The organism is Clostridium aestuarii, from assembly GCF_026735135.1.
GTDB lineage: Bacteria > Bacillota > Clostridia > Clostridiales > Clostridiaceae > Clostridium_H > Clostridium_H aestuarii.
Window position 1 is genome coordinate 377,398 of sequence record NZ_JAPQER010000002.1, and the last position, 19,440, is coordinate 396,837.

Here is a 19,440-nt window from a genome sequence, read left to right on the forward strand (position 1 = left end):
GCACTTTTAGTGTTGATACATAATATTTCGCTATTATGTCTTAACTACTTTTAGGATTATTAATCTTTTAAATCATCATTTAACAAAATTATGAACTAAATTCTAGTAATATAAATTGAAATACAACATTACTTTTATATGCTATTTTAAATTCCACTCATAGTAAAACATTTCTAAGAAATCTTCCATAAACTTATGTTTCTTATTAGCAATCTCTTTTGCTGAGTCCGTGTTCATTAAGTCCTTTAATTTCAAAAGTTTTTCATAAAAATGATTTATAGTATGATTTTCTTGATTCTTAACTTGATCTAATGATGAAAACTCTATAGGTTTAATATCTGGATTATATATTTGTCGGTTTTTATATCCACCATAAGTGAAAGTTCTAGCTACTCCGATTGCACCGATTGCATCTAATCTATCAGCATCTTGAACTACCATTCCTTCTATAGTATCTTGCTTGGAGCTAATCACCCCACCTTTAAATGATATGGTCTTTATTATATGTGTTATTTTTATAATATCTTCTTCGTTTACTTCTAATGATTTAAGAAATTGTTCGGTTAATCTAGTTGATGTTTTATTTTTTTTCGAGAATTTCCAGTCTTCCATATCATGGAGTAAAGCTGATAATTCCACTATAAATCTGTCAGCACCTTCTTTCTCTGCTAAAAATTTCGCAAGGTTGTGTACTCTTTCTATATGCCACCAGTCATGACCACTACCTTCGTTATATAATTTTTCTTTTACAAATTCTATTGTTTTTTCTACTATAAATTTTTTATCCATGTTTACCCTCACATTTTATTGATTATATATATTTATAATTTAAATAGACTAAATATAATATAGTTTTATTTTATAATAAACTGAGTTCATTTACACCACAGAAAAGTAATTAGACTAGTTCGCAATATTTTGATATTACGTCTTAACTTTTTCTCTTACGAAAAATATAAGTAACAAAAAATCCTCTTTCATCTTCATTCTCAATATACCTAATTAATTCAAATGAATTTTTCACATCTTCAAAATCAGATGGTTAAATTAAATCCTCTTTTCTAATTTTAGAATCAACCTGATGCTTATATCCAAAACCACAAATAAATAAAATACCACCATCAGTAATGTGACTTTCAATTTTTTCAAGTTGTTCCTTATTTAATCTATAGTGATTAATTACAATATTATCAAATACCCTAATATTTTTTAAAGAATTTGGTATACTTAAATCAATTTGCATTGTATTCACTAAATAATTATTTCTTTGAGCAAACATATTCAGGCGTTCAAGTGCTTTAGTGCTAAAATCTACTCCTGTAACTCTAAAGCCTTTTTTAAGCAAAAATAAAGAATTCCTACCATCTCCACACGCTATATCAAGAATAGTACCTTTTTTAAAGTATACGACATTTTCAACTATTGATTTTTCAGGACTTAATGGATTATCATTTCTGTTAGCAAATTTATCATCCCAGTACTCTTTATTTCCCATGTACTCCATTTTATAACCTCCCGTTGATATGTTCCACAATATTTAACTATTTCGTTACAACTATTATACTTCTTTTATTACACACTTTCTTTAAAGTATATAGCTATTAATCATGCATAATTATACCAATGAAATTACAATCTTAGTTTCATTAGCTTTATCTACTATATCTTTGGCACAGCTCACTACCGTTGAAAATTCTTTTGAATCTTTTTTAATTTTTATATTAAATTATAAAAATTAAAATTTAGGAGAAAATATAATTTGAATAATATAATAAAAGTGAGGAAAAAAACATGAAAAAAACATCTAAAATACTATTTTCAATTATTACATTGTTTGTTTCATTAAGCTTTAAATGTATAGCGTTTGCACAACCTATGCAGTATACTACATTTGATTATGTAGTAAAACAAGGAGATAGTCTATGGAAAATTGCAGTGAAATATGAAGTGGGCGTATCAGAGCTTACAAGCTATAATCCACAAATAGTTGACCCAAGTTTGATTTATCCTAACCAAGTTATTAAAATTCCTAGCTTAGATGAAATAAAAAAATTAGAACACGAGGTAGTTAAACTAGTAAATGTAGAGAGATCTAAACAAGGATTAAAACCTTTAAAAGAAAATTGGCAGTTATCAAGAGTATCTAGATATAAATCTCAAGATATGGTAGATAAAAATTATTTTTCACATACTTCACCTACTTATGGTTCTCCTTTTAAAATGATTAAAGATTTTGGTGTTTCTTATAGAACAGCAGGAGAAAATATAGCCTATGGACAAACAACACCAACAGCGGTAATGAAGTCGTGGATGAATTCTACAGGTCATAGACAAAATATATTGAATCCTAATTTTTCTCAAATAGGAGTAGGTGTTGCACGAAATAAACAAGGACAATTATATTGGACACAAATGTTTATTGGTTGGTAATTAATTTTAATGATATAAGGCTTTAGCTTTATATCATTTTTATTTCAAAAAGTAGTTGAAAAAATCAGAAAATATTGTATTATAAGATTAATTGAAATTTAATTTAAATTAAGAAAAAGGAGGATAAGAGTATTATGTTAAGTTATTTATTTATATTTTTTGCAAAAATAATAGAGGTTTCACTTACTACTGTAAGAACTGTATTTATAACTAGAGGAGAAAAATTATATGCTGCAATAATAGGCTTTTTTGAAGTTTCATTATGGCTTTATGTTATTGGAAGTGTACTTACAGGTATACAGGAAGACCCTGCAAAGATGGTTGTTTATGCACTAGGTTTTGCTTGTGGAAATTATATAGGGTGTACTATTGAAGATAAACTCGCGATAGGAGTTTTAACTATCAATGTGATAGTAACAGAAGAACAAAGTACAGATATTGTTAAAATGCTTAGAGAACATAAAATTGGTGTTACGGTAGTTGCTGCAGAAGGTATAAATACAAAAAGAAAACTATTAATTATTCATGCAAAACGAAAAAGAAAAAATGAAATAATTAGACTTATTGAAAGTACAAATATATCTCCTGTAATATCCATAAATGATACAAAAACTGTTTATGGTGGCTACGGACTAAGAAAATAAATATAATAATGTAAGATTTGATTATATATTTTAAATTTTGTTTATTTAAAAGTACTGTCTCAAAATAGATTTTATATACAATATACTGATTTATAATATAAAAATCATATAGTGTATTGTGTTTTTTCTTTATTTTGAGACAGTTCTTTATATATTGTTTATAAAATATTCATCTATAATTTTTTCTGCAATTCTTTTTTTTGTGTTTGCTTCATTTATAAGAGTTAAAACTGTAATTAACATTTGTGATAAATCTATATGTTCTTTATTTAGGGTGTTTGTATTTTCTGTAATTAACTCTAATTTTTCTTTTAATTCTTTAGAAATATTATCAGTGTCTATTTTTTTTATTTTTGAAAATGATTCGTAAATTTTATCAATTTCAATATCATTTTTTTCATCTAAATTTTCTATTAAAACACTAAATAAAGAAGCTATATCATTTATAGATAAGCTTTGTTTTAGATTATATATAAGTATTAGTAGAATAATATGTTCTCTAGTGTATTTTTTCTTATTCGGACGCATAAGTATTTTAGCTTTAGTATAATTATTTATCATTGTTTTAGTTAAGATTTTGTCATTTTCAGTTCGTTTCAAATGAGCTAATTTATTATCAAAAAGAGTTATAACCTGATCCATATATAAATCAAGAGAGGGAATATCGGAAAGGTTAATATCTTTATCTAAAGAAAGTTGTTGAATAAGTGATACTATTTCATTTTCAGTAAATTCCATAAAAACACTCCTAATTTTTAAGTTATTTTAGATAAATATTATCATATGCATAAAAACATTTCAATATATAGTATTCAAAACCACGTGTTGTAATATGGATATTAATAGATATTGTAAGTAATATAAACTATAAGTAATATAAATTTGCTTTTTGAGGAAAAATAGGTATATATGGCAAGTATATTATATATAACTATGTGATAAAATAAGAATATAACAACACATAGTATTTAAAACCATGTGTTGTTGTGGTGATATTAGAATAATATGATTATAAAAAATGGGAGTGAGTATACATGAAAAACATATTTAGAGAACCCGTAAGTGGATTAACTCATTTATTTGGAGCCATAATTTCTTTGGTTGGTATGATATTAATTATACGTTATGAGTGCGCAATACCTAATTCATCAAAATTAGGGTTAATAGCGGTTATTATATTTGGATTAAGTCTTATATTTCTTTATACAGCAAGTTCTGTTTATCACTTAGTAAAATCTTCGGATAAAGTTATTAGTGTGTTAAGGAAACTAGATCACTCTATGATTTATGTGCTAATAGCAGGAACATATACGCCTATATGTCTCATTGCTTTAGAAGGAACATTAAGGTGGGTGGCTTTTTTAACTATATGGTCATTAGCGATAATTGGAGTATCATTTAAAATGGTTTGGTTTAACTGTCCAAGAAAGCTTTCAACATTTTTTTATGTATTAATGGGATGGTTAGCAGTATTTTTAATTTATCCACTTTCAAAGACAATTAGTATTAACGGACTTATGTGGTTATTACTTGGTGGAATACTATATACTCTAGGAGCGGTTATATATGCTGTGAAATGGCCAAGAATAAAATCTGAAATGTTTGGATTTCATGAAATATTTCATTTGTTTGTGCTTGGTGGAAGCTTTTGTCATTACCTTATGATTTTTAAATATGTTTTATAATAAAATATTGATAATCATATAAAAATATATTTAAGCAGCTTTTAAAGCTGCTTTTATTTTTAAATTGTAATTGAAAAATAAATGTTTCTATGAATATATACTCTAGTTATGCTATAATATTGTGTTGTATAATAATTAAGAAAATATACTTATAAATGTACTTATAAATGGAGGTTTTGGGAATTGAATAAACATTTTTATTTACAAACTTATGGCTGTCAAATGAATGAAGAAGATTCAGAAAAAATATCTGGATTATTAAAAGGAATAGGATACTCAGTAACTGATAAAAAAGATGAAGCTGATGTAATTATTTTTAATACTTGTTGTGTCCGAGAAAATGCAGAACAAAAAGTTTATGGAAATTTAGGTGCATTAAAAGCTTTAAAAAGGGAAAAACCTGAATTGATAATAGTTGTATGTGGATGTATGGTTCAACAAGAGGGCATGGCTGAAAAGATAATTAAAAAATATCCACAGGTAGATATTATTACTGGAAGTTATAACTCATATAAACTTCCTGAGTATATTGAAAGGGTAAAAAAAGGTGGAAATTCAATAATTGAGATTTGGGATAAAGAAGGAAAAATAGTTGAAGATTTACCAATCGATAGGAAAAGTGACATAAAAGGGTTTGTTACTATTATGTATGGATGTAATAATTTTTGTTCATATTGTATAGTTCCCTATGTAAGAGGAAGAGAGCGAAGTAGAAAATCTGAAAATATAATAAATGAAATCAAGGAATTAGTATCTAAGGGATATAAAGAAATTACTTTGCTTGGTCAAAATGTTAATTCTTATGGAAAAGGCTTAGATGAAGAAATTAATTTTGCGGGACTTTTAAGAAAAGTAAATGAAATCGAGGGCGTAGAAAGAATAAGATTTATGACTTCTCATCCTAAAGATTTATCTCAAGAATTAATTGATACAATAGCATCATGTGATAAAATATGTGAACATGTACATCTTCCTGTTCAATCTGGTTCAAGTAAAGTATTAAAAAAAATGAATAGAGTTTATGATAAAGAACATTATTTAGATATTGTTAGAAGAGTAAAAGAAGCTATTCCGAATGTAACTATTACGACAGATATTATTGTAGGTTTTCCAGGAGAAACAGAAGAAGATTTTGAAGAAACATTAGATTTAGTAAAAAAAGTTGAATATGATTCAGCATTTACATTTTTGTATTCTATAAGAACTGGAACACCAGCAGCTGAACATAAAGAGCAGGTTGCAGAAGATGTTAAGCATAAAAGATTTAATAGATTAGTAGCAGTTGTTAATGAAATCGTTGCAAGAAAGAATAAAGAGTATGACGGAAAAGTTGTTGAAGTTTTAGTTGAAGGGCCAAGTAAAAATGATGAAACTAAACTTATGGGTAGAACTAGAACTAATAAGCTAGTGAATTTTGAAGGAGACTTTGACAATATTGGTAAAATAGTTGATGTTAAAATAACTAAAGCTCAATCATTTTCATTAACAGGGAAAATAGTATAAAAAGCTCTTTTATAGAGCTTTTTATACTATTAAGAATAAGGAGGAATAGTAATGGGGTTAACTCCTATGATGATACAATATTTAGAAGTTAAAGAGAGAAATAACGATTGCATTTTGTTTTTCAGGTTAGGCGATTTCTATGAAATGTTTTTTGAAGATGCTGAGACTGCAGCAAGAGAGTTAGAATTAGTTTTAACAGGTAGAGAATGTGGATTGGATAAAAGAGCTCCTATGTGTGGAATACCTTATCATTCTGCAAGTTCGTATATAAATAGATTAGTTAATAAAGGATATAAAGTTGCAATTTGTGAACAATTAGAGGATCCTTCTAAAGCAAAAGGAATTGTAAAAAGAGATGTAATAAAAATAATTACCCCAGGTACTTGTTCTGATACAGCTTTTTTGGAAGATACAAAAAATAACTACATAATGAGTTTATACATAGAAGACGAAAAAGCAGCAATGAGTTTTGCTGATATTTCTACTGGAGAATTTAAGTGCACATATACAAAATATAATATTTCGTGTGTTCTTGATGAAATATCTAAGTTCATTCCTAGTGAAATAATTATTGAAAATGATATTGATATTAAAATAATAGATGCAATAAAAGAAAGATTTCAAATGTCATTTACTAAACGACCAAACATCTTTTTTTCTAAAAAAGGGATTGAAAATTTAAAAAATCAGTTTCCTAATTTTGATATTAATAAATTTAATGACGTGTTAATTAAGGGGTGTAATGGACTTCTAAATTATATTATAGATACTCAAAAAACAATACTTACACATATTGATACAATTGAATATTATGATACGGTTGATTATTTAAGTATAGATATTAATTCAAGAAGAAACCTAGAATTAACTGAAACTTTAAGCGAAAAATCTAAAAAAGGTTCATTGTTATGGGTTATAGATAAGACTAGTACTGCAATGGGCGCACGTATGCTTCGTAAATGGGTAGAACAACCTTTGATACAAAAAGAAAAAATTGTTAATCGTTTAGAGTCTGTTGAAGAAATAATGTCTAATCTTCCTTTATATGATGATTTAAAGGAACAACTAAGAGATATCTATGATATAGAAAGACTTGTTGGAAAGATTTCCACCAAAAGTGTTAATGCTAAGGAATTATTGTCATTAAAGAAATCTATAGAAAAACTACCCAAGATAAAAACTATTCTTGAGTCCTTTAATAGCGAGCTTTTAAAGAATATATGTTCTAAATTAGATTGTCTTGACGATATATATATTTTGTTGAATAAATCAATATTGGATAATCCTGCTCTATCAGTAAAAGAAGGTGGAATAATAAAGGAAGGATTCAGTAAAGAAGTTGATGAACTAAGAACTGCAAAAGCACATGGTAAAGAATGGATTGCTTCTCTTGAAAATGAAGAAAGAGAAGCAACGGGAATAAAGTCTTTAAAAGTAAAATACAATAGAATATTTGGATATTATATTGAAATAACTAAATCTAATTTGAGTTCAGTTCCACAAGATAGATATATTAGAAAGCAAACTTTAGCAAATTGTGAAAGATATGTTACTCCTGAGTTAAAAGAAGTAGAAGAAAAAATTTTGGGAGCACAAGAAAAGTTAATTGATATTGAATATGAGTTATTTGTTCAGATAAGAGAGAATATTGAAAAACATATTGATAGAATGAAAAAGAGTGCAAAATTAATATCTGAAATAGATTGTTTGAGTTCTCTTGCAATTGTAGCTCTTGAAAATAATTACTGTAAGCCTGAAATTAATGTAATAGGTGAACTTTATATTGAAGAAGGTAGGCATCCGGTTGTTGAAAAAATGATTACTAGAAATAGTTTTGTTGCAAATGATACTATTATGGATAATACTGATAAACAATTATTACTTATTACAGGACCTAATATGGCAGGTAAGTCTACTTATATGAGACAAGTTGCTTTAATAAATATTTTAGCTCAAATAGGAAGTTTTGTTCCAGCAAAAAAAGCCTCTATAGTTATTTGTGATAAGATTTTCACTAGAATTGGAGCATCTGATGATTTGGCGCGTGGCAAAAGTACTTTTATGGTTGAAATGTGGGAAGTATCAAACATTTTAAATAATGCAACTAACAAAAGCCTTATTATACTAGATGAAGTTGGAAGAGGAACTAGCACCTATGATGGATTGAGTATTGCATGGGCTGTGATAGAGTATCTATGCAATAACAATGATCTTAGATGCAAAACTTTATTTGCAACTCACTATCATGAATTAACTTCTTTAGAAGGTAAGATAAAAGGAGTTAAAAACTATTCAATAGCTGTAAAAAAAGTTGAAGATGATATAATTTTTCTAAGGAAGATAATTGAAGGAGGAGCTGATGAATCTTACGGTATTGAGGTTGCAAAGCTTGCAGGAATTCCTAATGAAGTTATAGATAGAGCTAGAGAAATACTAAACAATTTAGAAAATGAAAATATTCAAGTAAAAAATAGTACTAATCATAATGAACTAAAAGGTGAATACGTTAAAGAAACAGCTGTATCTATATTAGATAAACAAAAAAAAGAAAATAACGAAATCAAGCAAATAGGTTTTGAGGATATTGGTAAAGAAAAATTAATTGATGATATTGCTTCAATAGATATACTTAATATGACGCCTATGGAGGGATTTAATAAATTATATGATATAATTAAGAGGGTTAAAACATTATAAACTTTATAAGCTTTATAGAAGGTGATAAATTGAAAAGAATTAATCTGTTAAATAATGAAACTTCTAATAAAATAGCAGCAGGAGAAGTTGTTGAAAGACCTTCTTCTATTGTTAAAGAATTAATAGAGAATAGCATAGATGCTAATGCTAAAAATATTACTATAGAAATTGTTGAAGGTGGAAAAACTAAAATTAAAATAACTGATGATGGTGAAGGAATACATCCTGATGATATAGAAAAAGCATTTATGCCTCATGGAACTAGTAAAATATCTCGTATAGATGATATTTATTCAATAAGAACTTTTGGTTTTAGAGGAGAAGCCTTACCGAGTATTGCGGCTGTTTCTAATATAAGTTTAAAAAGTAGAACAACTGATATAGAATTTGGTAAGGAAATTCTTATATCTGGTGGAAAGATTGAATATATTAAAGATGTTGGTTGTAATATAGGTACAACTATTGAAGTGAACGATGTATTTTTTAACGTACCTGCGAGAAAAAAATTTTTAAAATCAACTCAAAGAGAATCAAGTTTGATTTCGAGTATAGTTAATAGACTCGCATTAGCCAACCATAACATCTCTTTTACATATTACAGTAATAATAAAAGATCACTTTCAACTTTTGAATCAAATGATGTAAAAGATACTATACGATCTGTATACGGTAAAAATGTATTTGAAAACATAATGAGTTTTGAAAAGCATGGAGATATTGCTTCTGCATATGGCTATATCGGGAATGCTGAAATAAGTAGAGGAAGTAGAAATAATCAAAGTATATTTGTTAATAAAAGATATATTAAGAGTCCTCTTATTACAGCAGCTGTAGAAAATGCATTCAAATCTTTTTTAACAGTTAATAAACATCCTTTTTTTGTCTTATTTTTAGAAATATACCCTGAATTTATTGATGTAAATGTTCATCCTACAAAATCTGAAATAAAATTTGAAGACGAAAGAATTATCTATAAATTAGTTTTTGATGCTGTACATAAAGCTATAGGTGAAAGTGTTAGAGATACTTTTGATATAGATACTGAGAGTATTGAATATAACTTTGAAGAAAAAAAAGTATCAACAGAAAATAACATTTCAGATTTGAAAGGTTCACAGTTAAATTCTGTTCAAATACCTATTGATTTGAAAGGTAGTATAAAAAATTTAAATAGTAATTTAGAATTTAAAAAAGATGTTGACTACGTTAATGATGTAAAAAATGTACATGAATTTACAAAACAAAAACCAGAAGAAAATTTGCAAGAAAATAATATAAATCAAGATAAACAGCCTGCTTTTGATATTATTGCTGAAGAGAAATCTTCAAATTTTCCCAACAAAAGTGAAGAGCAAAAGACAGCTAAATTTTCTATGCTTAATATAATTGGTCAATTTAACAATACATATATTTTAGCGCAATCATCAAATGAATTTTATATGATAGATCAGCATGCAGCACATGAAAAAGTATTGTTTGAGAAATATAAAAGTGAAATAGAGAATAGTGAAGTGGTTTCACAAATTTTAATTACTCCTGTTGTTTTGGAGTTGAGTTCTGATGATTATTCTTATTATGCAGAGCATGCAGAATTGTTTAAAGAAACTGGATTTAATATTGAAGACTTTGGTGAAGACACAATAAGTATACGTGAAGTGCCTATACTTTTAGGGAAAGCAGATGCAAAGAAGTTTTTCCTTGAGATTTTAGATAATATAAAAAATATGGGTACTGGCAAAACTACTGAGGTTAAATATAATACAATTGCATCGCTTTCTTGTAAAGCTGCTATTAAAGCGAATCATTCTTTATCTATTGAGGAAATGTTGACTTTAATTGAGCAATTAAGATATCTTGATGAACCTTTTAATTGTCCACATGGAAGACCTACGATAATAAAAATGTCTTTAAAGGATATTGAAAAAAAATTTAAAAGAATTCAATAATATCATTATAATTATAATAGACGTTTAAGGAGGATATAGATGAAGAAAAACTTATTTATTCTTGCCGGACCTACAGCTGTTGGGAAAACGGAGATTTCTATAAAATTAGCTCAAAAGCTAAATGGTGAAATAATATCTGCAGATTCAATGCAGATATACAAACATATGGATATCGGTTCTGCTAAAATTAGAGAAGATGAAAAACAGGGGATTTCTCATTATGTTATAGATTTTGTCGATCCCCATCAAGAATTTAGTGTTGTAGATTTTAAAAATGAAGCAACTAAAGCTATTGATAAAATTTGTACTAAAAATAAATTACCAATGATAGTTGGTGGAACAGGATTTTATATTGATTCATTAATATTTAATTATGATTATGCTAATAGTCACAAAGATGACTCATATAGAGAATATTTGAAAAGTTTAGCTGTGGAAAATGGAAGAGAATATATTCATGGATTACTTCGTGATATAGATCAAGAATCATTTGAAAAATTATATCCTAATGATTTAAAAAGGGTTATTAGAGCATTAGAAGTATATAAACTTACAGGAAAAACAATTAGTGAGTATAATGCTGAGCAAGATATTTATAATATCCCTTATAACGTTTATTATTTCGTTCTTAATATTGATAGAGCTAAATTATATGAAAGAATTAATAAAAGAGTAGATATAATGATGGAAAATGGATTGATAAACGAAGTTATAAAGTTAAAAGAAATGGGCTGTACTTCTGATATGCAATCTATGAAAGGAATAGGATATAAAGAAATACTTTATTACCTTGATGGAAAAATCACACTTGATGAAGCTGTAGAAATGATAAAAAAAGGAAGCAGAAATTATGCTAAACGTCAGCTTACATGGTTTAGAAAAGATAAACGAGTAATATGGATAGATAAAGATAAATATAAAAATGATGATGAAATTATAAATATGATTTTTAATAAGGTCAATACGTTAAATGGATAGCTTAATTGTTTAAAATAAATAGAGGATTTTATTTGTTTTTATAGAATAATATTATAAAAGAGTGGAGGGGAATTAAGCATGAATAAAACATTAAATAATTTACAAGATTTATTTTTAAATAATGCGAGAAAAAATAAGATACCTGTAACTATATATTTAACAAATGGTTTTCAAATTAAAGGGAATGTAAAAGGATTCGATAGTTTTACAGTTATTCTTGATAATGATGGAAAACAAATGATGATATATAAGCATGCCGTTTCTACAATAATGCCTGTAAAACCGATTTTATTTACAGGAGAAAATAATAACTAAAAATAGGCAATTAGTTGCCTATTTTTTTTTTATATGTTAAGATATTTAGTGGTTCTTAGAAATTTATTTTCCTATATTTTGGAGGTTTATGCACATGATTAAAGAAATGAGAGAACAATTAATTTATAAATATGGAATAAATGATAAAGTTTTAGATTTGTATGAAAAAGCTTTGAATGATGTCAAAAATCAATTTGAATTCTTAGATGAAATAAGGGAATTTAATCAGTTAAAAGTTTTAAATGCAATGCAAGAAGAAAGAATAAGTGAATCACATTTTACAAATTCTAGCGGTTATGGTTATGGGGATATAGGTAGAGATTCTTTAGATAAAGTATATGCTAGAATTTTTAATGCTGAAAGTGCATTAGTAAGACCACATTTTGTAAATGGTACTCACGCGTTAGGTGCAGCTTTATTTGGAGTTTTAAGACCAGGTGATACAATGTTATCTGTATGTGGAGAACCTTATGATACGCTTCATGGTGTAATTGGCATAAATAAAGAAGAACACATAGGTTCTCTTAAAGAATTTGGTGTGAATTATAAACAAATAGAATTTACACAAGATGGTAAGCCTGATTTAAAAAAAATAAAAGAAACATTAGAAAAAGATGAAACAATAAAATTAGTACATATACAAAGATCTACTGGATATGGGTGGAGAAGAGCTTTGTTTATATCTGATATTGAGGATATAATAAAATGTGTTAAGAATGTTAGAGAACATATAGTTTGTTTTGTTGATAATTGTTACGGTGAATTTATAGATAAGGTTGAACCAACAGATGTTGGAGCAGATTTAGTAGCAGGTTCATTAATAAAAAATATAGGTGGGGGAATAGCTCCTGCAGGTGGTTATATTGCTGGTAAAAAAGATTATGTTGAACAGGCTTCATATAGATTAACTATTCCTGGAATAGGAGGAGAATGTGGTGCTACTTTTGGAGTGATGCGTTCAATGTATCAAGGATTATTTTTTGCACCTCATGTATCTATGGAAGCTTTAAAGGGCGCTATTTTTTGTGCGAGAATTATGGAACTTTCTGGATTTGAAGTACTTCCTAAATATAATGAAAAAAGAAGCGATATAATTCAAGCTATCAAATTTAATGACAAAGAAAAGTTAATTGAATTTTGTAAGGGAATACAGATTGGTTCACCAGTAGATTCTTTTGTACAATGTGAACCCTGGGCTATGCCAGGATATGATGATAAAGTAATAATGGCAGCGGGTGCTTTTGTTCAGGGTGCATCAATTGAACTATCTGCTGACGCACCAATAAGAGATCCATATATTGCGTATTTACAAGGTGGACTTACTTTTGATCATGCTAAAATTGGAATTTTGGTTGCTTTAAGTAGAATATTAAAATAAGTTGTAAAAAGAGGATGAGCTTCATTTTATAAGCTCATCCTTTAATATTTTCTAAATAATCCAATTAATTTACCTATAACCTTGCAATCATCAACTATTATAGGTTCCATAGATTTGTTTTCAGGTTGTAACCTTATATGATCCTTTTCTTTAAAAAATCTTTTTATTGTGGCTTCGGTATCGATTAAAGCAACTATTATTTCACCATTTTCACAATAATTACTTTTTTCTATTATAGCTAAATCACCATCCATAATTCCTGCCTCAATCATGCTTTCACCAGAAACTTTTAATATAAATAAGTCTTTATTGCTTGGCATAAAATCTAAAGGAATAGGGAAAGAATCTTCTATGTTTTCTACAGCTAAAATTGGCTGTCCAGCAGTAACTTTACCAACTATAGGAACACTTATCATTTCTTTTTTAATAGGAGGGTCTTTTAGTACTTCTATAGTTCTAGGTTTAGTGGAATCGCGTTTTATCATTCCTTTTTTTTCCAATCGTGAAAGGTGACCATGAACAGTAGAAGTGGAACTTAAACCTACTCCTTTGCATATATCTCTAACTGATGGTGGATAACCTTTTTCTCTTATATATTGTTTTATATATTCATATACTTCTGTCTGTTTATCACTAGCTCTTGCACCCATTTTCAACACTCCTTATTCTATAGTATGCATTATATCATATATTTCCAAGAACATCAAACTAATGTTCTTATCCAATTTGATTAATTTTAATTCTTTTGTTATAATACATTAGTACAATATACTTTGTTAGTAATTTGATAAAAGGGGAAATAAAAATGTCAAAATTTTGTATAATACAAGCTAATAAAATATGTGATAACTGTGGAGAATGTAATAAATGTGATTTAGATCCAAAAAAAATATGTAATAATTGCGGAAAATGTTTAGAATTAGAAGGATATGATGTTCGTGCTATTAAAATTGCAGAAATAATGGATGAAGAAGAAAACGGTGAAAATATAGACAATGAAGAAATACATAAAGAAAAAGTTGATTTAGAAGATTATACAACATCAGATTCCAGTATTGAAGATGCAAATGTAAAAGTAGAGTACATTCAAGATGTAGATGGTCTAGATGAATTGCTCAAAGATCAAGAAAACGTTAAAAAAATAATGAATGAAGCTTTTCCAGGATTGTTATTGCTAAAAAGAAACAATACAAAATGATTTTAAAACGTTCCTCATTAAGCTAATTAACACTGCTGAGGAGCGTTTTTTATTCTTCATTTAAAGGATTCAATTGTACAGCTTGTCTTAAAATTTCATCATCAACATGAGTGTAAATTTGTGTGGTGGATACATTTTCGTGACCTAATATTTTTTGAAGACTTCTAATATCTACATTTCCATATTTGTACATTAATGTAGCTGCTGTATGTCTTAATTTATGTGGAGTATATTTTTGACTATCTAACCCTGATTTTTTTATGTGTTTTTTTACTAATAATTCAACAGTTCTTTTATTTATTCTTTTATTTTTTTTGCTTATAAATAAAGCGTCTTTATCTGATATGGCTAATTTATCTATTCTTTTATTTCTTACAGCAAGATAATTCTTAATAGCTTTTAAGCATGCGTTGTTTAAATATACAGTTCTTTCTTTATTTCCTTTACCTATTATAGTTAAAGTATCTTCTTTGACTTTAGAAATATTTATACTACATAGCTCTGAAAGACGTAAGCCACAATTTAAGAATAGTGTTATTATACAATAATCTCTTTCTTTGTTTGGACCATCGATAGACGATAGTAGTGCTTTGCTTTCCTCTAAGGTTAAGTATACTGGATTTCTTTTATTTATTTTTGGGGTTTCTAATTCAATAGTTGGATTTTTATCTAATATCTTTGCTTTGTTATGTAAATATTTAAAAAAAGATTTGAGTGATGCTACTTTTCTAGCGCGTGCATAATTACCATTGCTTCTATAATTCTCAGCAAAAGATATAAATGCATACAAATCTGAAAGGTTGATATCCCTTAAAAATTTTTTATCTATATCATCTATAGGTATTTGGGAAAATTCAATATCAATTTCTACATATCCCTTGTATAATTTTAAAAATCTAAAAAACATGGATAAATCCAGTTTATAACCATCTATGGTATTCTGAGATGTACCTTTAATTGTTCCTAAATAATTTAGAAATTCATTTAGATGTACTGGGCATAATGGGTCAAAAACAGTATTTAGTGTATAATTCATGACACCCTCCTTGTTTTCCAAGTCTAACTTCGCTAAATATGTATTTAGCGAAGTTAGGTTTGGGATATTTTATTATGAAATGTTTTTCCTTAAACTAATCTTACAATTACTATATTAATTATCAGCTTTTTACTATTATACATTTATAGATACATCTAATCCTAAAATATTTTTATTTTTTTCAAGTACAGGTTTTACATATTCATTAATAAAATCATCAACTTGACTATTAGCTCTTCCAATAAATTTATTTGGATCTATTATAGATAATATTTCTTCTTTAGTCATATAGAAAGACCCATCTTTTATTATTCTTTCTATAAGGTCATTATCTAACCCATCTTCTTTAACTCTTTTAGCAGCTTCCATAGAAAGAGTTCTTATTTTTTCATGAAGTTCTTGTCTATCTCCGCCTCTTTTTACTGCTTCCATTAAAATATTCTCAGTTGCCATAAAAGGAAGTTCTCTTTCAACATGAGATGCTATAACTTTTTTGTACACTACCATATTGCTTGATATATTTATATATAAATTTAATACTCCATCTAAAGCTAAGAATGCTTCGGAGATAGATAATCGTTTGTTAGCCGAATCATCCAACGTCCTTTCAAACCATTGTGTTCCAGCAGTTATTGCAGGGTTTAAAGAAGTGACAATTACGAACCTGCTTAATGCACTAATTCTTTCAGAACGCATAGGGTTTCTTTTATATGCCATAGCTGAGGAACCAACTTGTTTCTTTTCGAAAGGTTCTTCTATTTCCTTAATACTTTGCAAAATTCTCAAGTCATTACTAAATTTATAAGCACTTTGAGAAATTTCTGAAAGTGTATTTAAAATAATGGAATCGACTTTTCTAGGATATGTTTGACCAGTAACAGCATAAGTTTTTGCGAATCCTAATTTATTTGCTACAAGAACGTCGAGATTTTTAACTAATTTATCATCATTATCAAATAACTTCATAAAACTAGCTTGAGTACCTGTGGTTCCCTTTACACCTCTTAATTTTAGATTTTCAATTACATAATCTAAATTCTCTAAATCAAGTAATAAATCTTGAATCCATAAAGTTGCTCTTTTCCCTACGGTAGTTAATTGCGCAGGTTGTAAATGAGTAAAACCCAATGTAGGAATTTCTTTATATTGCTTTGCAAATTCAGATAAATTATTTATTGTATTTATTAGTTTCTTTTTTATAATTAGAAGAGCATCCTTCATAATTATGAGATCTGTATTATCACCTACAAAACAACTTGTAGCACCTAAATGGATAATCCCCTTAGCATTAGGACATTGAATTCCATATGCATACACATGACTCATAACATCGTGTCTTATTTCTTTTTCTTTTTTTTCTGCGATTTCATAATTTATATTCTCTATATTTGCTTTAAGTTCATTAATTTGCTCTTCTGAAATATCTAATCCCAATTCTCTTTCGCTTTCTGCTAAAGCAGTCCAAAGTTTTCTCCATGTTTTATATTTCATTTCTTCTGAAAATAAATAAGACATTTCAGAAGATGCATATCTATTTGTTAAAGGTGTTTGGTAAGTATTTCTTAACATGTTAAACCCTCCATACACATATGTTTTTGTGTTTTTAAATTTATTCATTCATATTATACCATATATTATCAGGTAAAGTAAAATATTTGTTCGTAAAAATAACTAAAAAAATGCGTTCTATTTTTTTATATAGTTTAATATACTCTACTGAGAAATATTAATTTTAATTTAGAGGGAGGAGAATATGTATAAATTAAGTTTTATAGACAAGATATCCTTTATACTTATTATTATTGGTGCTATTAACTGGGGGCTCATAGGATTATTTGATTTTAATTTAGTGAATGTAGTTTTAGGAATAATTCCATTACTTGAACGAATAGTTTATATTTTAGTTGGACTAGCTGGAGTAAACACTATATTGTTTATTAATAAAAGTATGATGTCAAGTTAATAAATAAATAAAAGGCTAAATAGCCTTTTATTTATTCTTCGATTGATTCAATTACTTTTACAATTTCTTCAGCTGCTAATGTTTCATCATCACCTGAAGCTGTAATAATAACCTTTGCTCCTTTAGTAACGCCTAAAGAAAGTACTCCTATTAAGCTTTTTATATTAGCTTTTTTTCCGTTAAATTCTAAGTATAATTCAGATTTAAATGAAGATGCTTTCTTTACTAATAAAGTAGCTGGTCTTGCATGTAGTCCAGTAGAACTTTTTATTGTAGCTTCTCTTGTTACCATGTTCTGTCACCTCACCTCATGATAGTTTCTTTTTTATGTACTTAATTAATATTATACCATTTTAAAAAAAATTCTCAACTAGCAATTAAAAAAACTGTTTGATAAGAAATTTTAATGTAGTTTTGATATAAAATATTCAATTCTATTTAATCCTTCTATAATGTTTTCCATAGATGTAGCATAAGAAACCCTAACATATTCATCTAATCCAAAAGCTACTCCCGGAATAACAGCTACTTTTTCTTCTTCTAATAATTGTTCAGCAAAATCCAAAGAATTATTAATTTTTTTGTTATCCAACATTTTACCATAGATATTTGAAATATCTATCATAATATAAAAAGCTCCTTTAGCTTCAATGCAAGATAAATTTTTTATATTTTTTATTTTTGAAATCATATGGTTTTTTCGATTTGAAAATTCATTTACCATATTGTATAATACATTTTGATTTTTTGTTAACGCCTCCAAAGCTGCATATTGAGCTATAGAGTTTGGATTTGAAGTTGTGTGGCTTTGTATATTAGACATTAATTTAATAATGTCTTTGTTCCCAGCAGCATACCCAATTCGCCAACCAGTCATTGCATATGATTTAGAAACTCCATTAATTACAATAGTTCTATTATATGCATCCTCAGATAAACTAGCTATACTTAAATGTTCGTTCCCATCGTATACTAATTTTTCATATATTTCATCTGAAATAATAATTAAATCATGTTTTTTAGCAAAATCTGCTATATTGATCAAATCATTTTTTGAATAAACAGCTCCAGTTGGGTTGTTAGGACTATTTATTATTATAGCCTTGGTACTTGGAGTGATAAATTTTTCTAAAGTATCTATTGTACATTTAAAGTTATTTTCTTTCTTAGTATCCACAAATATAGGAATTCCATCAGACAGCTTAACTAATTCAGGATAACTTACCCAATATGGCTTTGGTATCAAAACTTCATCTCCTGGATTCAAAATAGCTTGAAAAACATTTGATAAGCATTGTTTTGCACCTGTTGAAACAATTATTTGATTAATTTCATAAGATAGATTATTATCATTTTTAAATTTTTCTACAATAGCATTCTTTAATTCTATTATACCAGAAGCAGCGGTATATTTAGTAAAACCTGATTTGATTGCAGTTATTGCTGCATCTTGGATATGTTTAGGCGTATTAAAATCAGGTTCACCAGCTCCAAAACTTACTACATCTATGCCTTCATTTACCATAGCTTTTGCCTTGGCGGTTATAGCCAAAGTAAGTGATGGAGAAATTTGTTTTGCCTTGTTTGATAATATCATCATTTCACCCCCTAGATTAAGTATTAATATATTTATAACAAAAGTATATATATTATTTTTCATGTAATAA

19 protein-coding genes are annotated in these 19,440 nt (G+C 27.4%); 11 read left to right on the forward strand and 8 right to left on the reverse strand.

The features are described from left to right. Positions 1–141 precede the first annotated feature (141 nt). Together OW763_RS05995 and OW763_RS06000 are read right to left on the reverse strand one after the other, a co-directional pair. Positions 142–789: an HD domain-containing protein gene (locus OW763_RS05995; RefSeq protein WP_268040171.1), complete on the reverse strand. Its 648-nt coding sequence runs from the start codon at positions 787–789 to the stop codon at positions 142–144. A 253-nt stretch (positions 790–1,042) separates the two neighbouring features. Further along, positions 1,043–1,504 carry a class I SAM-dependent methyltransferase gene (locus OW763_RS06000; protein ID WP_268040172.1) on the reverse strand — a complete coding sequence of 154 codons (462 nt, stop codon included), beginning with the start codon at positions 1,502–1,504 and terminating at the stop codon, positions 1,043–1,045. Positions 1,505–1,791: 287 nt separating this feature from the next. On the opposite strand from OW763_RS06000, the gene OW763_RS06005 reads away from it, so the two are divergent. Further along, on the forward strand, positions 1,792–2,430 hold the full coding sequence (locus OW763_RS06005) for a CAP domain-containing protein (protein WP_268040173.1): 639 nt from the start codon (positions 1,792–1,794) through the stop codon (positions 2,428–2,430). A gap of 134 nt (positions 2,431–2,564) precedes the next feature. Further along, entirely contained in the window at positions 2,565–3,074 is a 510-nt protein-coding gene (locus OW763_RS06010) for a DUF2179 domain-containing protein (RefSeq protein ID WP_268040174.1), read from the forward strand. Between the two features lie 147 nt (positions 3,075–3,221). On the opposite strand, the gene OW763_RS06015 is transcribed toward OW763_RS06010, so the two are convergent. Then, complete coding sequence (locus OW763_RS06015; RefSeq protein ID WP_268040175.1) at positions 3,222–3,812, reverse strand: DUF1836 domain-containing protein; 591 nt, start codon at positions 3,810–3,812, stop codon at positions 3,222–3,224. Between the two features lie 296 nt (positions 3,813–4,108). On the opposite strand from OW763_RS06015, the gene trhA reads away from it, so the two are divergent. The 7 genes from trhA (at position 4,109) to OW763_RS06050 (ending at position 13,576) form a co-directional block, all read left to right on the forward strand. Beyond that, on the forward strand, positions 4,109–4,759 hold the full coding sequence (trhA, locus tag OW763_RS06020; RefSeq protein ID WP_268040176.1) for a PAQR family membrane homeostasis protein TrhA: 651 nt from the start codon (positions 4,109–4,111) through the stop codon (positions 4,757–4,759). A gap of 183 nt (positions 4,760–4,942) precedes the next feature. Beyond that, complete coding sequence (gene miaB, locus OW763_RS06025; RefSeq protein ID WP_268040177.1) at positions 4,943–6,262, forward strand: tRNA (N6-isopentenyl adenosine(37)-C2)-methylthiotransferase MiaB; 1,320 nt, start codon at positions 4,943–4,945, stop codon at positions 6,260–6,262. A gap of 51 nt (positions 6,263–6,313) precedes the next feature. Next, positions 6,314–8,959 carry a DNA mismatch repair protein MutS gene (gene mutS / locus OW763_RS06030; RefSeq protein ID WP_268040178.1) on the forward strand — a complete coding sequence of 882 codons (2,646 nt, stop codon included), beginning with the start codon at positions 6,314–6,316 and terminating at the stop codon, positions 8,957–8,959. Between the two features lie 29 nt (positions 8,960–8,988). Then, entirely contained in the window at positions 8,989–10,905 is a 1,917-nt protein-coding gene (gene mutL, locus OW763_RS06035; RefSeq protein ID WP_268040179.1) for a DNA mismatch repair endonuclease MutL, read from the forward strand. Positions 10,906–10,944: 39 nt separating this feature from the next. Continuing rightward, positions 10,945–11,883 carry a tRNA (adenosine(37)-N6)-dimethylallyltransferase MiaA gene (miaA, locus tag OW763_RS06040; protein WP_268040180.1) on the forward strand — a complete coding sequence of 313 codons (939 nt, stop codon included), beginning with the start codon at positions 10,945–10,947 and terminating at the stop codon, positions 11,881–11,883. A 78-nt stretch (positions 11,884–11,961) separates the two neighbouring features. Then, on the forward strand, positions 11,962–12,198 hold the full coding sequence (gene hfq, locus OW763_RS06045) for an RNA chaperone Hfq (RefSeq protein WP_268040181.1): 237 nt from the start codon (positions 11,962–11,964) through the stop codon (positions 12,196–12,198). Between the two features lie 94 nt (positions 12,199–12,292). Continuing rightward, the gene (locus OW763_RS06050) at positions 12,293–13,576 is read left to right on the forward strand and encodes a methionine gamma-lyase family protein (protein WP_268040182.1); all 1,284 of its coding nucleotides are present in this window, start codon (positions 12,293–12,295) and stop codon (positions 13,574–13,576) included. 41 nt (positions 13,577–13,617) lie between these two features. Here the strand turns inward: OW763_RS06050 and lexA are convergent, their stop codons facing one another. After that, positions 13,618–14,226, reverse strand: coding sequence for a transcriptional repressor LexA (gene lexA / locus OW763_RS06055; RefSeq protein ID WP_268040183.1), 609 nt, complete (start codon positions 14,224–14,226; stop codon positions 13,618–13,620). A gap of 155 nt (positions 14,227–14,381) precedes the next feature. Here lexA and OW763_RS06060 point away from each other — a divergent pair, with 155 nt between their 5' ends. After that, positions 14,382–14,774: a hypothetical protein gene (locus OW763_RS06060; protein WP_268040184.1), complete on the forward strand. Its 393-nt coding sequence runs from the start codon at positions 14,382–14,384 to the stop codon at positions 14,772–14,774. A gap of 49 nt (positions 14,775–14,823) precedes the next feature. Here the strand turns inward: OW763_RS06060 and OW763_RS06065 are convergent, their stop codons facing one another. Together OW763_RS06065 and purB are read right to left on the reverse strand one after the other, a co-directional pair. Further along, a complete protein-coding gene (locus tag OW763_RS06065; RefSeq protein WP_268040185.1) occupies positions 14,824–15,810 on the reverse strand; it encodes a tyrosine recombinase XerC in 987 nt (328 codons plus the stop codon). Positions 15,811–15,945: 135 nt separating this feature from the next. Then, positions 15,946–17,379, reverse strand: a complete 1,434-nt coding sequence (purB, locus tag OW763_RS06070; protein WP_268040186.1) for an adenylosuccinate lyase — start codon at positions 17,377–17,379, stop codon at positions 15,946–15,948. Between the two features lie 184 nt (positions 17,380–17,563). Between purB and OW763_RS06075 the strand changes: the two genes are divergently transcribed. Beyond that, entirely contained in the window at positions 17,564–17,773 is a 210-nt protein-coding gene (locus OW763_RS06075; RefSeq protein WP_268040187.1) for a DUF378 domain-containing protein, read from the forward strand. A gap of 31 nt (positions 17,774–17,804) precedes the next feature. Here OW763_RS06075 and OW763_RS06080 read toward each other — a convergent pair whose 3' ends face one another. After that, positions 17,805–18,065 (reverse strand): HPr family phosphocarrier protein, encoded by a 261-nt coding sequence (locus OW763_RS06080; RefSeq protein WP_268040188.1) that lies wholly within the window; start codon positions 18,063–18,065, stop codon positions 17,805–17,807. A 111-nt stretch (positions 18,066–18,176) separates the two neighbouring features. Further along, positions 18,177–19,370: a pyridoxal phosphate-dependent aminotransferase gene (locus OW763_RS06085; protein WP_268040189.1), complete on the reverse strand. Its 1,194-nt coding sequence runs from the start codon at positions 19,368–19,370 to the stop codon at positions 18,177–18,179. Positions 19,371–19,440: the final 70 nt, after the last annotated feature.

Bases quoted from the DNA above. Each gene is read 5' to 3' on its own strand.
- OW763_RS06000 (WP_268040172.1), bottom strand. From the start codon at position 1,504: ATGGAGTACATGGGAAATAAAGAGTACTGGGATGATAAATTTGCTAAC.
- OW763_RS06010 (WP_268040174.1), top strand. From the start codon at position 2,565: ATGTTAAGTTATTTATTTATATTTTTTGCAAAAATAATAGAGGTTTCA.
- OW763_RS06075 (WP_268040187.1), top strand. From the start codon at position 17,564: ATGTATAAATTAAGTTTTATAGACAAGATATCCTTTATACTTATTATT.
- OW763_RS06050 (WP_268040182.1), top strand. From the start codon at position 12,293: ATGATTAAAGAAATGAGAGAACAATTAATTTATAAATATGGAATAAAT.
- OW763_RS06005 (WP_268040173.1), top strand. From the start codon at position 1,792: ATGAAAAAAACATCTAAAATACTATTTTCAATTATTACATTGTTTGTT.
- lexA (WP_268040183.1), bottom strand. From the start codon at position 14,226: ATGGGTGCAAGAGCTAGTGATAAACAGACAGAAGTATATGAATATATA.
- OW763_RS05995 (WP_268040171.1), bottom strand. From the start codon at position 789: ATGGATAAAAAATTTATAGTAGAAAAAACAATAGAATTTGTAAAAGAA.
- trhA (WP_268040176.1), top strand. From the start codon at position 4,109: ATGAAAAACATATTTAGAGAACCCGTAAGTGGATTAACTCATTTATTT.
- OW763_RS06080 (WP_268040188.1), bottom strand. From the start codon at position 18,065: ATGGTAACAAGAGAAGCTACAATAAAAAGTTCTACTGGACTACATGCA.
- OW763_RS06060 (WP_268040184.1), top strand. From the start codon at position 14,382: ATGTCAAAATTTTGTATAATACAAGCTAATAAAATATGTGATAACTGT.
- hfq (WP_268040181.1), top strand. From the start codon at position 11,962: ATGAATAAAACATTAAATAATTTACAAGATTTATTTTTAAATAATGCG.
- mutS (WP_268040178.1), top strand. From the start codon at position 6,314: ATGGGGTTAACTCCTATGATGATACAATATTTAGAAGTTAAAGAGAGA.
- miaA (WP_268040180.1), top strand. From the start codon at position 10,945: ATGAAGAAAAACTTATTTATTCTTGCCGGACCTACAGCTGTTGGGAAA.
- OW763_RS06065 (WP_268040185.1), bottom strand. From the start codon at position 15,810: ATGAATTATACACTAAATACTGTTTTTGACCCATTATGCCCAGTACAT.
- purB (WP_268040186.1), bottom strand. From the start codon at position 17,379: ATGTTAAGAAATACTTACCAAACACCTTTAACAAATAGATATGCATCT.
- OW763_RS06015 (WP_268040175.1), bottom strand. From the start codon at position 3,812: ATGGAATTTACTGAAAATGAAATAGTATCACTTATTCAACAACTTTCT.
- OW763_RS06085 (WP_268040189.1), bottom strand. From the start codon at position 19,370: ATGATATTATCAAACAAGGCAAAACAAATTTCTCCATCACTTACTTTG.